The sequence below is a fragment of the Nocardia yunnanensis genome (assembly GCF_003626895.1).
GTDB lineage: Bacteria > Actinomycetota > Actinomycetes > Mycobacteriales > Mycobacteriaceae > Nocardia > Nocardia yunnanensis.
In genome coordinates this window covers 4,430,862-4,449,428 of record NZ_CP032568.1, presented here as the reverse complement: position 1 = coordinate 4,449,428, position 18,567 = coordinate 4,430,862, and the positions used below count along the sequence as shown (strand labels likewise).

Below are 18,567 nucleotides of genomic sequence, written 5' to 3'. Positions count from 1 at the left end.
CAGCGGAGCATTCGGCACTCAACCCGATTATTGGGTGGCGTAGTTCTGGAGGGTGGAACTGATCGTGGCGGTCGCGGGCGAAGACCCCCGAGTGCATCGCGCCCAGGGCGACCGCTCCCAGCGGGTCGACCGCGTAGCCCATGTCGAACCCCAGCTCGAACTCGTCGAAGGCGACCGGGCCGAGCACGCACCGCCGGCGGCTCAGGTCGCTGCGTTGTGCCGCCGTTCTCGATCCGCGAGCTGGCATAGGTCTGGGTGAAAAACTCCTCGGCCTCGCCGAGTTCGGTACTGCGAAACTCCAGCTCCTGCACTACTGGTACCTCGCTTCCTGGCCCGCGATGCCCGGCCCGCGACCGCTGTCTGCCCTGACCCTTCTCCCCCGCCCACACAGCCGGAAAACGAAACCCCGCCCGGACTCTCCAGGTGCGCCCGGGGGCATACGCGGTAATCGGCAGGACAGTGCGTTCGGTCGACCGGGAGCTCAGGCGGACTGAAGATCGAAACACGTTCGGCCACAGTGGTCTTCGGTGCTGCCCCAATAGGTCAGACACCTTCGTCCGTGACGTCGGTTCGCCAGGAACGGTCAGATCTCAGGCTGGTCGGGAGAGACCAAGGTTCACAGACCACCGTCGCCGGGATCGGCCCATAGCAACACCCGCCGCTGCCAGCGGAGCGGGGTTGTCCGCAGGATCGAGCCGGCACGGGGATTGGTCATTCGGGCATTTTGGGGGCGTGTGTGTGAGGGGACGATGAGGATGGTTGGGGGCCAAACCGGGGCGAGGGGCGTGTCGAAGGTGGGGTGTGCGCGATATTCGTCATGCGGGGGCGGCGGTGGGGGTTTTGGTGTTGCCGGGTGGGAAGGTTGCCAGTCGGGAGCGGGCTCGCGGCTGGCAGTTGGCGCAGGTTCGGGCTGCGGGGCTCGCGGTGGGGCTGCGGCGGCGGTTGGGGGCGGGCTATCGGGTTGAGCAGGTGCGGTATCGGTTTCGGGGGTGGAACACGCCGGAGTTGGATGCGGTGAATGATGCCGAGGAGGTGTTGCGGGCGATGCGGGCGGGGTGCGAGCGCGTTGTGCTGGTGGGGCATTCGATGGGTGGGCGGGTGGCGGTCAGGCTGGCGGCGGAGCACGATGTCAGTGCGGTTGTGGCGTTGGCGCCGTGGTGGCCGGCGGGGGATGCTGGGGTGATGCCGGTCTCGTGTCGGTTGCGGGTGGTGCATGGGACTGCGGATCGGTGGACGGATCCGGAATCGTCACGGCGGCAGGTTGATTCGGCTCGGCGGCGGGGGGTCGACGCGGAGTGGAGGGGTATCGAGGGGGCGGGGCATTTCATGATGTACCGGCCTGGGCTGTGGCACGATCTGGCTGCGGGGTTCGTGGAGAGTGCGGGGTGAGGTGGCGGGGCCACCAGATGCGGTCGCCGAGGATGGCGAACAGGACGGGGACGGCGACCGTGCGGACCACGAAGGTGTCGAGGAGGATGCCGATGCCGACGACGATTCCCAACTGGGTGAGGGTGATCAGGGGGAGGACGCCCAGGACGCAGAAGACGGCGGCGAGGACCACGCCGGCGCTGGTGATCACCGCGCCGGTCGAGGCGACCGCACGCACCATGCCGTCGACCGTGCCGTGCCGTTCGGCCTCCTCGCGGGCCCGCACCACCAAGAAGATCGTGTAGTCCACGCCGAGCGCGACGAGGAACAGGAACCCGAACAGCGGGACATTGGTGTCCAGCGCGGGGAAGCCGAAGATGTGGTCGCTGACCAGGCTGCCCAGTCCCAGGGCCGCCAGCGCGCTCACGACCGTCACCGCCACCAGGAGCAGCGCGGCCGGGACAGCCCGCAGCAGCACCAGTAGCACCGTGAGGATGACGGCCAATATCAATGGGATGACTAGCATTTGGTCACGCCGCGCCGCGTCGCGGGTGTCGCGCGCCTGCGCGTCCGAGCCGCCGACCAGCGCCTGCGAGCCGGGGATCGCACGCAATTCGTCTCGCAGATGACCGATGGTGTCGAAGGCGCGCGCGGAGGCGGGCGGGGCGTCCAGCACGACCGACCATCGGGTCCAGCCCTCGTTGGACTGGCCGCCCACGGTCGCTCGCGAGACGCCGTCGGCATGGTCGAGGGCCGCCTGTACCACCGAGGCGGACTCGGACTTCGCCAGCACCACAGCGGGATCCGAGGAACCGGACGGGAAATGCGCTGCCAGACTGTGTAATCCGTCCACCGATTCGGCGCGCACCCGGAATTGCTCGGTCTGCGAGAGCCCGACCTTGGTCACGAGCAGGCCGCTCGCGCAGAGCAGCAGGACCGCCAGCACCGGGAGCACCACGGCCACCGGTCGCCGCACCACTCGATCGGCGATCGCATACCACACCCCGGCCCGCGTTTCGTCGCGGTCGTCATGACGGGGAACGAAGGGCCAGAACACCTTTCGGCCACACAACGCCAGCGCGGGCGGAAGTGCGAACAGCACTAACACCAACGCCACCACGAGCCCGGCGGCGGCGAACGCCCCGAGACTGCGGGTATTGGGCAGCAGCGCGAGCAGCAGCGTCAGCAACGCGATCACCACCGTGGCGTTGCTGGCGAGGATCGCGGGCGCGGCCCGGCGCACCGCGGCCCGCAGCGCATCGCGATGCGAATCGCGGTGATGCAGTTCGTCGCGGTACCGAGACACCAGCAGCAGTGCGTAATTGGTGCCCGCGCCGAACACCAGCACGCTGGTGATGCCGCTGGTCGACCCGTCGAAGGCGAGCCCGGTCAGCCGGGACAGTTCGGTGCCGACGCCGGCTGCGACCCGATCGGCCACGGCCACCACCGACAGCGGCAGCAGCCACAGCACCGGCGACCGGTAGGTGGCGATCAGCAGCACCATCACCACCAGCGCGGTGACCACCAGCAACAGCACATTGGCCCCGGAGAACGATGCCGCGATGTCGGCCCCGAACGCCGGGCCGCCGGTCACCTGAAACTCCAACTGCGGCGGCGCATCCCGGCGCGCCTGCGCGCACAGTTCCTTGACCCGATCCGACAGCGCGAACCCGTCCAGCGATTTGGGGACCGTCACCGACGAGAGGGCCGCGCGCCGATCCGGTGACAGCACCGCGGGCGCGCGATCCCCGGCACCGGATCGCATGCGCTCGGCCGCGGCGTCCACGGCTTCCAGATCCGAGCCGGTCAGCTCACCACCGTCCACCCGCGTGGCCACCAGCACGGCCGCGGTGGTGTCACCACCCGGAAAGGTGTCGGCCAGCGCCGCGACACGCGCGGACTCGGCGTTGTCCGGCAAGGATTTCGGGCCCTGTCCGGAACTGTCGTTGCTGCCGGCCAGCCCCATGACCAGCCCGGCCGCCACGATCACCACGAGCAGCAGCACCCAGGCTCGGCGCCCGGTGACCAGGGCCGCATACCGATCCCATACACCCATGCGCTCAACTATTTCAGATTCTTAAATATCTCGCAAAGCCCCCGGCCCCGAAACCACTAGGCTTGGATTCCCGACCACGAAGGAGGGAGCGGTGACCGACCGCCCGGCGAACACACCCCCGTCCGGTACCGAGCGATCCGACCTCGAGACCGAGATCGCCCGCGACATCCGCGCCCTGGGCGCGGTGTCCGAGCAGATCGGGCATGTCTTCGCCCGCGCACATGGCCTGCGACCCAACGATTTTCGGGCCCTGGCCCACGTGGCGACCGCGGAGTCCGAGGGCGCGTCGCTGACCGCGGGCCGGTTGGGCGCGCTCACCGGCGTCTCCCCCGCCGCGATCACCTACCTGGTCGAGCGCATGATCGAATCCGGCCATCTGGAACGCGTGATCGACAGCGCCGACCGCCGGCGGGTCAAGCTGCACTACACCGATCACGGCATGGCGGTGGCGGCGGGATTCTTCCGGCCGCTGTCGGCGCGCATGCGTTCGGCCCTGTCACCACTGTCGGACGCCGAGCTGGAGACGACCCACCGAGCGATGGTCAGCATCATCGGCGCGCTGCGCGAGTTCGCCACCGAACTTGACGAGGGAGGCGAAGCCGGCCCCGAAACGCCACGGGGCGACCGGGATTCCCGGTCGCCCCGCGAGTGAAACGCGCCTTACATCGGCAGCGCGTTGTCGAGCAGATAGTAGAGCTGCACCAAGGGCATGTGGATGGCCTGGAACAGCATCTCGAAAACCTCACGCATGGCAATCATCTCCATCAGGGCTGCTTGCGGCGATCTGCTAACCGCAAAATTGTTTCACTTTCTTAAAACTCAAGCAAGTGAAGCTTCTGGCCCGATAGATCTAACCGCGTTGGGCAGCGGCCAAACGCACGGCGTCCAAGATCTTTTCGTAGCCGGTGCAGCGGCAGAGGTTGCCGGCTAGGGCTTCCCGGATTTCGGCGTCGGTCGGGTTCGGGTTGTGCTCGAGCAGGTCGTGGGACTGGACGAGGAGGCCCGGGGTGCAGAATCCGCATTGCACGGCGCCGGCCGCGACGAAGGCTTCCTGGATCGGGTCCAGTCCGGCGTCGGTGCCCAGCCCCTCGACCGTCCGGACCGAGCGGCCCTCGGCCTGGCCGGCGGCGACCAGGCACGAGCACACCGGGCGGCCGTCGAGATAGACCGTGCAGGAACCGCATTCGCCCTGTTCGCAGGCGTTCTTGGAGCCCGGCAGGCCCAGTCGTTCGCGCAGCGTGAACAGCAAGCTCTCCCCCGGCCGGACATCCTCGACGGTCTCGACGGCATTGTTGACGGTGAGGGTGACACGCATCGGGCCACATCCTTTCGACGGGAGAATCGTTCCCGGAGCCGATTCCCGGTGGCAGGCGCGCGGGCCAAGAGATTCATCCCATTTCGGGCGATGCGCCGCGGCACGGGTCCGACGGACCCCGTTCCACTTCAGCACCCCGGCGCGTCCGTCACCATGGCCGCGGTCTCCGAATCGCGCTCCTCCCCAAGGCTTCCGGTTTGTACCTTTCTCCGAGCCCTCGGCTGTTAGCGTGGTTAACCGTGCGATTGCGAACGGTCCTGACCATGCCCGATCTCGGTCTCGAACTGGTGACCGGGGATGCGGAACTGGACCGTGACGTGCGCGGCACGGTCACGACGGATCTGCTGGAACCGGGCCGCTATCTCTCCGGCGGCGAACTCGTGCTCACCGGATTGCATTGGCGGCAGCGCCCGGACGACAGCGACACCTTCGTGCGCGCCCTGGCCGCAGCCGGGGTCACCGGCATGGTCGCGGGCCAGGCCCGCTACGGCGGCATCCCGGAGGATGTGGTCGCGGCCTGCGAACGGCACGCGGTGCCGCTGTTGCGGGTGCCGGAAGCGGTGAGCTTCGCGGTCGTCACCGAGCGCGTCCACCGCGAATTGTCCACGGGCAGCGCCGCAGAGCTGAGCACCATGCTCGACCGGCATCGGCGGCATCTGGCGGGCGACGGGCTGCCCGCGGTGCTGGAACTGCTCGACGGCCTCGGTATCCGCTGCTGGATCCTGGCCCCGACGGGTCGCGTCGTCGCAGGTACCACGGCCGCCCCGCCGGCGGATGCCGCCGCTGCGTTTCTCGCGGCGAATACGCTGCCGATCGTGTTGCGCGACAACGACATCGCGTACACGATCGTCGCGGCGGACGGCCGGATACCGCGATTCCTGGACTGGCTGCTGATCATCGACGTCGACTGTGCCGAGTGGACTCCCGAACAGCGCCGCCTGATCGATGACTTGGCCGGCCTGGTCGCGCAGGTGCGCGGGCGGCGACACGAAGACGACGCGCACACCCGGCAGCTGTTCGACCGCATCGCGGCGGGCACCCCAGCGGCGCAGCTGGCCACGCGGCTGGAGTTGACCGGCCTGGGCGCGGACGGGCGATATCAGGTGGTCGCCGCAGCCGGGCCGCGCGCGCCATACCTGGTCGAGCTGCCGGGTCTGCTGTGCGAAATCCTCGACGGCAGAAGCCCGGTCGCCGTCCTGATCGATGAGATAGCCCTCGCGGTGATTCCCGCGGATACCGATGCCGATGCCGATATACGCCGTACGGTCGCCGCGCTGACGCCCGGTCTGCGCGGCGACCGGCTCGCGGTCGGCATCAGCGCGGCGGCGGATGCCGATGGGTTGCGGGATGCGGTCGAGGAGGCGCGCTACGCCTGCCGGCTGGCCGCCGAGCACAGCGAATCCGGTGGTGTCGTCGGCCGCGCGGACCTCACGTCCCGGACCGGACTGCTGGCCAGTGTGCCCGAGCGGATGCGCCGGACCTTTCGCGACAGCCTGCTGGCGCCGCTGCACGACTACGACCGCACCCATTCCGCCGATCTGGTGCACACCCTCGAGATCTTCCTCGACCTGTCCGGTTCGTGGGCCCGCTGCGCCGAAGTGATGTTCGTGCACGTGAATACGCTGCGCTACCGCATTCAGCGCATCGAGGAACTCACCGGCCGCGACCTGTCACGGTTCGAGGACCGGGTCGACTTCTTCCTGGCGCTGGCCCTGCGCTGATCAGGCGGTCGGCCGCAACGCCGTATCGTCCCTACGCAAGGCAGAATCGCCCCCACGCAAGGCCGTATCGTCCGACCGCAGGGCAGTATCGTCCGACCGCAGGGCAGTATCGTCCGACCACAGGGCGATATCGTCGGGCCGCACCGGCACGCGCGGCAGATCCAATCCGGTCGCGTCGCGCAGGGCGTTCAGGATCGCAGGGGTGGACGACAGTGTCGGCGGTTCGCCGACGCCGTTGAGCCCGTAGGGCGAATCCGGGTGCGGGAACTCGAACAGCGAGATAGGCATCGGCGGCACGTCCAGAATGGTGGGGATCAGGTAGTCGGTGAACGACGGATTGCGCAGCCGCCCACGCTCGTCCAGCACGATCTCCTCCATCAGCGCCAACCCCAGCCCCTGCGCGCTGCCGCCCTCGATCTGCCCCTCGACCGCCATCGGATTCATGGCCTTCCCGACATCCTGGGCGACCGCCAGCTCGACCACCCGCACCAGTCCCAGCTCCACGTCGACATCCACCACCGCGCGGTGCGCGCAGAACGCGAACGCGATGTGCGCGTTGCCCTGACCGCGCTCGGGATCGATGCCCTCGGTGGGCCGATGGTGGTATTCGAAGACGCTGTCCACCGTGTCCGTCCCGAGCACCTCGTGCAGGGCGGCCACCGGCGCACCGGTCAGCACGTCGGCAATACCGTTGTCGCGCAGTGCGAGTCCGCTCGCGTCCCGTCCCGTGGCGGCGGCCGCCCGGCGCAGCACCTCGCGCGCGACCTGCCGGCACGCGCCCTGTACCGCACCGGCGGACATCCAGGTCATGCGGGACGCCGACGCGGACCCGGCGTCCCCGATCCGGGTGTCCGCCGGCAGCACCACCACCCGCGACACCCCCAATTCCGTGGTGGCGATCTGCGATTGGACGGTCGTGATGCCCTGTCCGCATTCCGAGGCGGCGGTGTGGATGGACACAACGGGTTCGCCCGCCGCGATCGACAACGACACCCGGGCGGTCGAAATATCGTCCACGCCACCGGAATAGCCGATCGCCTTGACCCCGACCGCGTAGCCGACACCCCGCCGAATGCCTTCCCCGTGGGTGGTGTTGCCGACGCCGCCCGGCAACAAACGCACATCGTGATTCGTCGCGGCGTCCGGCAGCGGCCGAATCCGCAACGCGTCCAGCAACTCTCGCACCGGCGCGGGACCGTCGACCGGCTGGCCGGTGGGCAGCACCGTCCCGGTGGTCATGGCATTGCGCAGGCGCAGCTCTAGGGGATCCATGCCGAGCGCCCGCGCGAGCTTGTCCATATTGGATTCGCACCCGTAGGCGGACTGCACCGCACCGAATCCGCGCATCGCACCGCAGGGCGGATTGTTGGTATACACGGCCAGACCGTCGATTTCGGCGTGCGGCACCTCGTAGGCGCCGGCCACGAAATAGGCGGCGTTGGCGATCACCACCGGCGAGGTGGAGGTGTAGGCGCCGCCGTCGAGCAGTAGCCGGGCCTTGACGTAGACGAGTTTCCCGTCGCGGGTCGCGCCGTGCTCGTAGAACATCTTGGCCGGATGGCGGTGCACGTGGCCGAAGAACGATTCGTAGCGGTTGTAGACCATCTTCACCGGCTTGCCCAGCCGCAGCGCCAGCATGCACGCGTGCACGTGCACCGAAAGGTCTTCGCGCCCACCGAAAGCGCCGCCCACACCGGCCATGGTCAGGCGCACCTTCTCCGGCGGCAGGCCCAGGCAGGGGGCGAGCTGTTCGAGGTCCTTGTGCAACCACTGCGAGGACACGTACAGCTCGACCCCGTCGGCGGTCGGCACGGCCAGGCCGGACTCGGGGCCGAGGAAGGCTTGGTCCTGCATGCCGACCTCGTATTCGCCGGTGACGACGACCTCGGCGGCGGCGCGGGCGCGGTCCATGTCGCCGTGGCGGATCTTCACGTGCCGCACCAGATTCGGGCCGTCGTGCAGGCGTTCGGCGTCGGGGTCCAGGGCGCGTTCGGCGTCGGTGAGCGGGGTCAGCTCCTCGTAGTCCACGCGCACCAAGGCGGCGGCGCGCCGGGCTGTGTCGGGGTCGTCGGCGGCGACCAGCGCCACGGGCTCGCCCTGATAGCGCACCCGATCGATGGCCAGCACCGGTTGGTCGGCGATCTTCATGCCGTAGGTCTTGGCGCCGGGCACGTCCTCGTGGGTGAGGACCGCCCGGACTCCGTCGACCGCCAATGCCGCTCCCACGTCGATGGATCGAATACGGGCGCTGGCGTACGGGCTGCGCACCGTGGTCGCCCACACCATGCCCTCGAGCCACAGATCCGAGGAGTAGGCGAATACCCCGGTGACCTTGAGCAGTCCGTCGGGACGGCGGGCGCTGGCACCCACCCCGAGCCCGGCGCTGGTCTGTGCGCCGCGCACCAGCGTGCCGGCGGCGGCGGTCGATTGCTGTTGTCTGACAATGGATTCGGACATGAAACGGGCTCCTGGCTGCGAGGCGTCCTGCGACGCCGGGGATCGGAGGGACACCCGGCCCATCCCCGTGCCATCCACCCACCGCGGCCTGCGGCGCATCCCGACCGGAACCCTCGACGCAGTCTATACCCCGGGGTGCGTGAGATTGCATGTAATATCAGGATATTCATTCAGGAGGGATCATCACCATGCCGGAGTCGCCCGCCCCCGAGGGCGTCCCCTCCACCCTGCTCACCGACAGCACCTACGAGGTGCTCAAGACGGCGATCTTCCGCAATCAGCTCGCCCCGGGCACCGCGCTGAGCGTGCCGGAGCTGGCGCGTCAGCTCGAGGTCAGCCGCACCCCCGTGCGAGAAGCGGTGCAGCGCTTGATCCACGAGGGCCTGGCCGTGCACGCGCCCCACCGTGGTGCTCAGGTCAGCCAGGTCGACATCGACGATCTGCGGGAGCTGTACGTGGTGCGTGAATCGCTCGAGGGCCTGGCGGCGCGGCTGGCGACCGAACGGCTCGACGCCGGCCGCCTGGATGCCTTGCGCGCCATCATCGCCGAGCACGAGCATGCGCTGAGCGCCGGTGCGGATCAGGCGACCCATATCGAGCTGGACGTGCGTTTCCACCGGACGGTGCGCGATATCGCCGCCAACGCGCATTTGAGCGCGGCCCTCGAACCCATCGCCGGGCGCTCCCACATCGCCCTGCATTCGCTGTGGCGCAATGCCGACGCGCCCCGGCTGGCGCTGGACGAGCATGCGCAGATCGTGGCGGGCATGGCCACCGGCGACCCGGAGCTGGCCGAGGCCGCCGCCCGCCGGCACATCTCGCGGTTGCGAATCCGGTTGTCACAGGCCAAATTCCGAGACGTCGCGGTCCCGGGTCCGACGCGGCGGCGCAAGCCGGTGCTGGACGCCGCAACGGCCGACGGCCCGGCACGAGATCGTGCACGGGCCGCCGGGGCGAACTCCTGACGCTCAGCCGAGCGCCGCCTCCTCCGCCCACGCGGAGGGGGTGTAGCCGCTGTAGTGATCGGCATGGGAGTTGGTGGCCGAAGCCTGCGGCACCTCGCCGCGCAGATAGGCTTCCGCCTCCGCCTGATCCTTCGGCGGCGGGGTCGGGGCCAGCCCGAGCAGTTTGGCCATATTGTTGCCCAGGTAGCCCTCGAGATCGTCCTCCGACAGGTTGAGCCCCTGCGGCGGTTCGTGGCACAGCACCTCGAGCTCCCGCGCCCACATGCCGGGCTCGTTGGGCGGCGAATCGGTGCCGAAGACCATCTTCGACTTCTTCATCTCCTTGGCGAATTCCACGATCCGCGACTGCAGCAGCCAGCCGGATTCGCCGATCACATTGTTCGAATCCTGGATCATCCAGAAGGCTTCGAAACAGTAGACGCCGCCGGTCTGAATGCCGAAGTGCCCCAGAATGAAGTTCACATTCGGGAACTCGCGGATGATCGGATAGAACTGCGTGGGAATGGAGTACGGGCCGTCACCGGTGTGAATCAGCACCGTCACGCCGAGTTCGTCGCACACCCGCAGCGCCGGGCGCAGCCAGTCCAGGGCCCGGTCCGGGCGGTAGGAGTGCATGTTGGCGTGCAGCTTCATCATCTTGTAGCCGTGCTCGCGCACGTGGAAGGCCAGCTCCGCGGCGCCGTTCTCGGGGCCGAATCGCGGGTTGTAGATGAAGTTTCCGACGAAGCGGTCCGGATAGTTCTGCACCAGCGAGGTGACGTAGGCCTGGTAGTCGCGAATGCCCTCGCGGCCACTGCGATTGCCCTCCCGCCAGGCGGTGTTGCCCGGCGGCGGCATGATGCAGCTGACGTCCACCCGGCGCGGTTTGCCATTGATCCAGAACGGGCCGTCCATCATCTTGAGGACGCGTTCGCCGGTGAACGGTTCACCGGTGTGCCGCCACGCCTCGTCCACCAGGTTGGTGGGATGCACGTGGGTATCGATGATCATCGTGATTCTCCTCGATCAGGTCGGGATTGATTCCCCCGGCCGCGAATCACGCACCTACGGGCCCACCGACTCTCACGGTGGCCGAGCCGGCCCGACCGGCGGCTCGATAGCACGAGTGGACCACAGCCACCGCGACGGCGTCAACGGATTACATGCAATTCGAATCGGATCGGTCCTCGTGGACTCCAGGTGCACACAGCCGACCTGGCGGTCTCCTTGTGATCTTGGTCAAAGTTGGCCGTTGACAAATGACTTCGCACCCGGTTTACATGTATATGCGGTCGAGCCTCGGAGCTCGGCGGCATTGCCGGTGACCTCCCGACTTGGGTTAAACCGTTCGGCTGACATCAGGATTCGCGTCCTGGTGCGGGAGCAGGACTCCCCTTCGCCTACGGATCGAGGCGGCCGCGCGGCCGTCCAGGGAAAGGCCCAGGCGGCTATGCACTCTTCGTACCCTCCCCACTGCGACCTGCTGCTGACCGGCGGCACCGTCGTGACCGTCGACGACGCGCACACCGTGTACGAGCACGGCACCGTCGCCATCGGCGGCTCTCATATCCTCGCGGTCGGCCCGGACGCCGAATTCGCCGACTGGCACGCGGATTCCGTGATCGACTGCCGCGGCCGCGCGATCATGCCCGGCCTGGTCGACGGCCACAATCACCTGGCCCAGGCGCTGGCCCGCGGCCTCGGCGAGGGCATGTCCATCGTGCCGTGGCTGTGCGAGTTCATGTGGCCGTACTCCATTGCCATGACCCCCGAGGACGCCATCGCGGCCGCCCGGCTCGGCGTCGTGGAGGCATTGCGCACCGGCACCACCACCATTATCGAAAACCATTACGCGCCAAGCGATCTGTACACCACCATGGCCGTGGCCGAGGTCATCGAACAGGCCGGCCTGCGCGGTGCGGTGGCCCGCGGCATGCTCGGCGATCGCACCGAGATCGCGGCCAAGCGCGGCCAGCCCGAGGGCCTGTTCCGCTACGACACCGCCAGCGAAGTGGCCATGACCCGCGAGGCCATGCAGCAGCGGCCCCGCGGCTCGAAGGTCGAAATCTGGCCTGCCGCACTGAATCTCACGTACGTGGATCAGGAACTGGTGCGCCGGTGCGTGGAACTGGCGGCCGAGTTCGACACCCACTGGCACACCCACTGCTGTGAGAGCAGCAGCGATCCGACCAGCTATCTGGAAGCCTACGGGGTGCGGCCGGTGCAGTGGCTGGCCAAGACCGGGCTGCTCGATCATCGGGCGACCCTCGCCCACGCCATCTGGCTGGACGACGCGGAGATCGAACAGGTCGCCGTCGCGGGCGCGAAGATCGCCCACAATCCTTCCTCCAACGCCTATCTCGCCTCCGGCACGCTGCCGCTGGGCGAGCTGCGCCGGCGCGGCGCCACCGTCGCGCTGGGCAGTGACGGTCCCAGTTGCGGACACCGCCAGGACCTGTTCGAGGCCATGAAGCTCGCGGTGTACGCGCAGCGGCTGTCCACGCTGGATCCCACTTCCTGCCGCGCCGAGGACGCGCTGACGCTGGCGACCCGCGAGGGCGCGGTGTACGCGGGGGTCGACGCCGGGGTGCTCGCGCCCGGCAAGCTCGCCGACATCATCGTCGTGGACCTCGATCGCGCGCATGTGCGGCCGGTGCACAATCCCGTGAGCTCCCTGGTCTATTCGGCGCGCGGCTCGGATGTGGAGGTCACCATCGTCGGCGGCCGCATCGTCTTCCAGCACGGCCGCTGCCTGCTCGTCGACGAGGACGCCGCGATCGCCGAAGCCCAGGCCCGCGCCGATCAGCTGCTGGCACGCGGCGGCATGGGCTCGCTGCGCGGCCCGGCCGCCCGCTGATCGCTTCTCGCTCACTCTTTTTCGACGCGCCAGGCGCGTCGCCCCGCTCGTCCAGGAGTCCCCCCATGAACGCCCCGTTCCTTCGTCGACGCAGACGCTCCACCACCCCGCGCGACGCCGTCGATTCCATGCCGCCCATCCGGCATCTGGTTCCGCTCGCCCTGCAGCACGTGATCGTCGCCTACTCCGGCATGGTCACGGTGCCGCTGGTCATCGGCGCCGGCCTGGGCCTGTCGCCCGCCCAGGTCACCACCCTGGTCACCGCGAACGTGCTCGTCAGCGGGTTCGCGACGCTGTTGCAGACCCTCGGCGTCCTCAATATCGGTGCGCGCCTGCCCATCGTGATGGGGTCCACCTTCACCGGCATCACCCCGGCCATCATCGTGGGCAGCAATGCCGGGCTGCCCGCGGTGTTCGGCGCGACCATCGTCGTCGGTCTGCTCACCTGGCTGGTGGCGCCCTGGTTCGCCAGGCTGGCGCGCTATTTTCCGCCGATCGTGACCGGTACGACCATCGCCATCATCGGATTCTCGCTGCTGCCTTCGACTTCGCGCCTGATCGCCGGGTCGGCGACGGCCGCGGATCACGGCTCCCCGAAACGGCTGCTGCTGGCGCTGGGGACCGTGGTGCTGGTGGTGGTCATCGAACGACTGGCCCGCCCGGCCATCGGCCGCTTCGCGATTCTGATCGCACTGCTGGTGGGCACGCTGGTGGCGTGGCCGCTGGGGCTCACCGACTTCTCGGCCACCAAATCGGCTCCCATTGTCGGTCTGGCACATCCGTTTTCGTTCGGCGCGCCCACCTTCGCGATAGCGGCCATTCTGCCCATGCTGGTGGTGCAGGTGGTGAACATGGTGGAGTCGACCGGCGACACCTTCGCCACCGGGCAGATCGTCGGGCGTGAACTCGGCCCGCGCGATATCGCCCGCGCCCTGCGCGCAGACGGTGTCGGCACCGCACTGGCCGGCGTGTTCAGCTCCTTCACCTTCGTCACCTTCGGCGGCAATGTCGGGCTGGTCAGCATCACCCGGGTGATGAGCCGCTACGTGGTCGCCACCGCCGGGCTGATCCTGGTGATCATCGGGCTGATGCCCAAACTCGGTGCGGTGGTGGCCTCGCTGCCCGGGCCGGTGCTCGGCGGCATCGGGATCGTCATGTTCGGCACACTGGGCGCGATCGGCGTGAAGTTCATGCTCGCCGCCGATTTCAGCCGCCCGCGCAATCACCTCATCGTCGCCATCGCCTTCGGATTCGGGCTCATGCCGGTGGGCGCGCCCGACTTCTACACCCATCTGCCGGTTCCCCTGCAGACGGTGCTGTCGAGCGGGATCGCCGCCGGCGGAATCGCGGCGTTCCTGCTGAACCTGCTGCTCAATGGCGTCGAAAGGTCCGGGAAGAACACCGAGCCGAGCCGCCCGCACGGTGAATCGCTGCCCGCGCAACCGAATCCGGCGAGCTGAGCCCGTCATGACCCTCGACAAGCCCGACCACGCGGCCGCCCCGCCCGGCGAGCCCCGCCCCGACGACGCACGACTTCCGTTCTGGCCCATGGTGTTACTGGGCATACAGCACACGCTGGTCATGTACGCCGGCGCCGTGGTGGTGCCGATCGTCGTCGGCGCGGCACTTGGATTGACTGCCGGGCAGATCGCCGACCTGGTCAGCATCGATCTGGTGCTGGCCGGGATCGGCACCCTGCTGCAGGCGGGCGGGGTGTGGAAGTTCGGGATCCGGATGCCGCTGGTGGTGGGCGCGGCATCCAGCGGCATCGCGCCGATGATCGCGGTCGGCCACAGCCGCGGCCTGCCCACCGTGTACGGCTCGCTGCTGGTCGCCGGCGTGGTCTGGGTCCTGGCCGCACCGTATTTCAGCATGCTGCTGCGGCTGTTCCCCGCGGTCGTGACCGGCACGGTGATCACCCTCATCGGCCTCACCCTGCTCCCGGTCGGCATCCGTCTCGTCGCCGGATCCGACTCGAGCGCAAGCGATTACGGCCGGCTCAGCCATATCGCCCTGGCGGCGGCCACGATCGCGCTGATGGTGGTGTTCCGGCGGTTCTTGCGCGGCCTGCTCGGCCAGTTGTCGATCCTGCTGGCGCTGGTGATCGGGGCGATCGCGGGCTGGGCGACCGGCATCGGCACCCTCGCCCATGTCGAGGACGGCTCGATCGTGGGGATCATCGGCCCGATGCATTTCGGCGCACCGCGATTCGACATCCCCTCGATTCTGCTGTTCCTGGTCATCGTCTTCGTCCTCATGGTCGAGGGCTCCGGCCAGGGGCTGGCGGTCGGGCAGGTCGTCGGCAAACCCGTCGGTCCCGAGGAGATCACGCGGCTGCTGCGCGTGGACGGTCTCATGACGCTGTGCAGCGGATTCTGTAATGGGTTCGTGTACACCACATTCGGGCAGAACATCGGCTTGATCGCCATGACCCGGGTGCGCAGCCGCTATCCGGTGGTGGTCGTGGGTGTGCTGCTCATCGTCTGCGGGGTGCTGCGGCCGGTGGGCCGGGTGGCCGCCGCGATTCCGGCGCCGGTGATCGGGGCCGCCGCGATCATGACCTTCGGGGCGCTGGCGGTGTCGGGCATTCAGATTCTGGCGCGGGTCGACTTCGAGCGCCCCGCGAATCTGACCATCGTCATGGTGTCGCTGGGGGTCGGGTTGGTGCCCGCGTTCGCGCCCGGCTGCTACCGGCAGCTGCCGGAATTCGCGGCGGTGTTCCTCGGCAGCGGGGTGGCCACCGGCACCCTGCTCGCCGTCGCGCTCAATGCCGCTTTTCATCCGCGCCTGACCAATTCGTGAAGGATCAGTATGTCCACGCATCTCCGCAACGGCGGGCCCGCGCCCGGGCGGCCTCGACTCATCGTCGGCGTCACCGGGGCGAGCGCACCCTTGCTGGCCGTTCATCTGCTCACCGAGCTGCGCCGGTCCGGCGCTGTCGAAACGCATTTGGTGCTGTCGAAAGCCGCTCATCGGACCCTCGAACTCGAGACGGGTCTGCGGCCGGACGAGGTCGGCGCGCTGGCCGACGTGTGCCATCAGCGCGGGGATATCGCGGCGTCGATCGCCTCGGGTTCGTTTCTCACCCTGGGCATGGTGGTGGTGCCGTGCTCGATGAAAACGCTGGCGGGCATCGCGCACGGCTACTCCGATGATCTGCTCACCCGGGCGGCCGACGTGTGCCTCAAGGAGCGTCGGCGGCTGGTGCTGGTGACGCGCGAAACCCCGTTGAGCCTGGTGCATTTGCGCAATATGACCGCGGTGACCGAGGCGGGGGCGATCGTGCTGCCGCCGGTGCCGGCCTTCTACGCGCGCCCGGATTCGATCGAGGATCTGCTCGCTCATCTCAGCGGCAAGATCCTCGATCAGTTCGGTCTCACGCACGACCTGTTCCCCCGCTGGCAGGGTCCCGTGCCCGCCGAAACGACCGGAGTCGCCCGATGACCTACCCCCACCTGTCCCCCGGCCAGGACCCACACGCCTTCGTGGAGCGGTACCGCACCGAGCATCCCGAGGACGTGCTCGTCGTCGAGGATGTGCTGCCCGCCGATCAAGGCGTCACCGGCCTGATCTACGAGCTCGCCGCCCGCGGCCGCGACGAAATGCTGTTGTGCCGCAAGGTGAACGGCCTCGACGTGCCGGTGGTCAGCAATATGTTCGCCTCCCGCACCCGCATCGCGCGCATGCTCGGGGCCCGCCCGGAGACCCTGCACGAGACCTTCGCCGCCCGCGCCGCCGCACCGCTGCCGCCGCGCCAGGTGGATTCCGGCCCGATTCTCGAGAACATCCGCTCGGGCGACGACGTGGACCTGGGTACGCTGCCGATGCTGCGCCACTTCGCCTCCGACCGCGCGCCCTACATCACCAGCGGCATCATCGTGGCCACCGATCCGCATACCGGGGTCGGCAATATGAGCTACCACCGCGCCATGGTCCATTCGCCCACCGAACTGGCGACCAGCCTGCATTCGCGCGGCGATCTGTGGCGCATCCTGGCGCGCTATGCCGAACTGGGACAACCGATGCCGGTGGCCATGGTCATCGGCGGGCACCCGCTGTTCATGCTGGCCGCGTCGGCGCGGGTGGGTTACGACGTCGACGAACGCGCGGTGGCCGGCGGTCTGTTCGGGGAGCCCCTGGACGTGGTCGCGACGCCGAAATACGGTATCGGCGTTCCCGCCTGGGCCGATTTCGTGCTCGAGGGCGTCATCGACCCTGCCGCGCACGCCGAGGAAGGGCCCTTCGGCGAGTTCTCCGGCTACTCCTCCAACAGGTCCACCAACAATGTGCTGCGCGTCGAGACGCTGCTGCGCCGGCAGCGGCCCGTGCTGTTCGACGTCGAGGGCGGCAATACCGCCGAACATTTGAATCTGGCTCGCATCCCCCGCGAATCGGAGATGGCCGAGAAACTCAAGGCCCGCTTCCCGGACGTCACCGCCGTGCACTATCCGACCTCCGGCACCCATTTCCACTGCTATGTGGCGCTGCGGCAGTCGCGGCCCGGGCAGGCCCGGCAGATCATGCTCGGACTGCTGGGCTGGGACCCCTACCTCAAGACCGTGATCGCCGTCGACAGTGATATCGACATCACCGACGATGCCGCCGTGCTGTGGGCGCTGGCCACGCATTTCCAGCCGCACCGCGACATCCTCACCGTGGACGGGCTGCCCGGTTCACCGCTGGATCCCTCCTCGACCAGCGACGGCACCACCTCCCGCATGGGCCTGGACGCCACCCGCGGACCCGGATTCGACGGCAAACGCATCGAGATCTCCGCGGACGCGCTCGCGCGCGCCCGCACCATCCTCACCACCCTCTCGACAGGAGCGAATCATGACTGAGCACAACAAGATTCCGGTGACCGTGCTGACCGGCTTCCTCGGCTCCGGCAAGACCACGCTGGTCAATCACATTCTCACCGCCAACCACGGACATCGAATCGCGGTGATCGAGAACGAGTTCGGGGAAATCCCGATCGACAACGACCTCGTGCTCAACGCCGACGAGAAGATCATCGAAATGAGCAACGGGTGCTGCCTGTGCTGCACGGCGCGCACCGATCTCATCGAGATCCTGCGATCGCTGCTGGCGCGCAGCGATCGGTTCGATCGCATCATCATCGAGACCAGCGGGCTGGCCGACCCCAATCCCGTGGCCCAGACCTTCTTCGTGGACGACGACGTGGCCGCCAGCTTCACCCTGGACGCCATCGTGACGCTGGTCGACGCCAAGCACATTCGCGGGCACCTCGCCGAATCCGGTCATGAGGGGCTGGGTTCGGCGGTGGTCGACCAGATCGCCTTCGCCGATCGCATCGTGATCAACAAGGTGGATCTGGTCGACGCCCTGGAATTGGAGGCCGTGCGCCAGGCGATGCGGGGCATCAATGCCACCGCCGACATCATCACCTCCCGCTACGCACAGGTGGATGTGGCCGATGTGCTGGGCATCGAGGCGTTCGACCTGTCCCGGCCCATGTCGGGCGACCCGCACTGGCTCGACGACGACGGGCACCAGCACGATCCGAACCTGTCCTCGGTCGGCATCGAGCTGGACGGGACCGTCGATCACGAGGCGCTCGAGCGATGGCTGACCGAGCATCTGCGCGAGCACGGCGGCGACGTGTATCGGATGAAGGGGTTGTTCGCCGTCGAGCGGGACGCGCGCCGGTTCGTGCTGCAGGGGGTGCACAGCGTGTTCGACATCCGGCCCTCCACGCCGTGGCGGGACGAGAACCGCAGCGGGAAGGTCGTTTTCATCGGCCGCGAACTCGACCGCGCCGAACTGACCCGCGGGCTGCGCTCCTGCCTGGTCCGCTGAATCCATCCTCCCCTCGGAAAGGATTGTGC

The 18,567-nt window shown here is 68.5% G+C and carries 14 protein-coding genes; 10 read left to right on the top strand and 4 right to left on the bottom strand.

What is annotated here, in order from left to right:
- Nucleotides 1-801 precede the first annotated feature (801 nt).
- Nucleotides 802-1,389 (top strand): dienelactone hydrolase family protein, encoded by a 588-nt coding sequence (locus D7D52_RS20925; protein WP_342775180.1) that lies wholly within the window; start codon nt 802-804, stop codon nt 1,387-1,389.
- On the opposite strand, the gene D7D52_RS20920 is transcribed toward D7D52_RS20925, so the two are convergent.
- Complete coding sequence (locus D7D52_RS20920; RefSeq protein WP_120738860.1) at nt 1,325-3,424, bottom strand: MMPL family transporter; 2,100 nt, start codon at nt 3,422-3,424, stop codon at nt 1,325-1,327. The genes D7D52_RS20925 and D7D52_RS20920 overlap by 65 nt on opposite strands.
- A gap of 91 nt (nt 3,425-3,515) precedes the next feature.
- Between D7D52_RS20920 and D7D52_RS20915 the strand changes: the two genes are divergently transcribed.
- Entirely contained in the window at nt 3,516-4,076 is a 561-nt protein-coding gene (locus D7D52_RS20915) for a MarR family winged helix-turn-helix transcriptional regulator (RefSeq protein WP_120738858.1), read from the top strand.
- Between the two features lie 198 nt (nt 4,077-4,274).
- Here D7D52_RS20915 and D7D52_RS20910 read toward each other — a convergent pair whose 3' ends face one another.
- Nucleotides 4,275-4,739: a (2Fe-2S)-binding protein gene (locus tag D7D52_RS20910; RefSeq protein WP_120738856.1), complete on the bottom strand. Its 465-nt coding sequence runs from the start codon at nt 4,737-4,739 to the stop codon at nt 4,275-4,277.
- Between the two features lie 239 nt (nt 4,740-4,978).
- Here D7D52_RS20910 and D7D52_RS20905 point away from each other — a divergent pair, with 239 nt between their 5' ends.
- A complete protein-coding gene (locus D7D52_RS20905) occupies nt 4,979-6,460 on the top strand; it encodes a PucR family transcriptional regulator (protein WP_162958446.1) in 1,482 nt (493 codons plus the stop codon).
- On the opposite strand, the gene pucD is transcribed toward D7D52_RS20905, so the two are convergent.
- Complete coding sequence (pucD, locus tag D7D52_RS20900; protein WP_120738852.1) at nt 6,461-8,917, bottom strand: xanthine dehydrogenase subunit D; 2,457 nt, start codon at nt 8,915-8,917, stop codon at nt 6,461-6,463. It abuts the gene before it with no gap.
- Between the two features lie 188 nt (nt 8,918-9,105).
- Between pucD and D7D52_RS20895 the strand changes: the two genes are divergently transcribed.
- Entirely contained in the window at nt 9,106-9,882 is a 777-nt protein-coding gene (locus D7D52_RS20895) for a GntR family transcriptional regulator (protein WP_120738850.1), read from the top strand.
- 3 nt (nt 9,883-9,885) lie between these two features.
- On the opposite strand, the gene D7D52_RS20890 is transcribed toward D7D52_RS20895, so the two are convergent.
- Nucleotides 9,886-10,872 (bottom strand): amidohydrolase family protein, encoded by a 987-nt coding sequence (locus tag D7D52_RS20890; RefSeq protein ID WP_120738848.1) that lies wholly within the window; start codon nt 10,870-10,872, stop codon nt 9,886-9,888.
- 439 nt (nt 10,873-11,311) lie between these two features.
- Here D7D52_RS20890 and D7D52_RS20885 point away from each other — a divergent pair, with 439 nt between their 5' ends.
- From D7D52_RS20885 to D7D52_RS20860, 6 genes are all read left to right on the top strand, one after another.
- A complete protein-coding gene (locus D7D52_RS20885; protein ID WP_120738846.1) occupies nt 11,312-12,718 on the top strand; it encodes an amidohydrolase family protein in 1,407 nt (468 codons plus the stop codon).
- Between the two features lie 65 nt (nt 12,719-12,783).
- On the top strand, nt 12,784-14,178 hold the full coding sequence (locus D7D52_RS20880) for a nucleobase:cation symporter-2 family protein (RefSeq protein WP_120738844.1): 1,395 nt from the start codon (nt 12,784-12,786) through the stop codon (nt 14,176-14,178).
- 7 nt (nt 14,179-14,185) lie between these two features.
- Nucleotides 14,186-15,520 carry a nucleobase:cation symporter-2 family protein gene (locus D7D52_RS20875; protein ID WP_162958445.1) on the top strand — a complete coding sequence of 445 codons (1,335 nt, stop codon included), beginning with the start codon at nt 14,186-14,188 and terminating at the stop codon, nt 15,518-15,520.
- 9 nt (nt 15,521-15,529) lie between these two features.
- A complete protein-coding gene (locus D7D52_RS20870) occupies nt 15,530-16,162 on the top strand; it encodes a UbiX family flavin prenyltransferase (protein WP_120738840.1) in 633 nt (210 codons plus the stop codon).
- Entirely contained in the window at nt 16,159-17,559 is a 1,401-nt protein-coding gene (locus D7D52_RS20865; protein WP_120738838.1) for a UbiD family decarboxylase, read from the top strand. Before D7D52_RS20870 ends, D7D52_RS20865 begins: the two co-directional genes overlap by 4 nt.
- On the top strand, nt 17,552-18,538 hold the full coding sequence (locus D7D52_RS20860) for a CobW family GTP-binding protein (RefSeq protein ID WP_120738836.1): 987 nt from the start codon (nt 17,552-17,554) through the stop codon (nt 18,536-18,538). The genes D7D52_RS20865 and D7D52_RS20860 overlap by 8 nt, the downstream gene beginning before the upstream one ends.
- Nucleotides 18,539-18,567 lie beyond the last annotated feature (29 nt).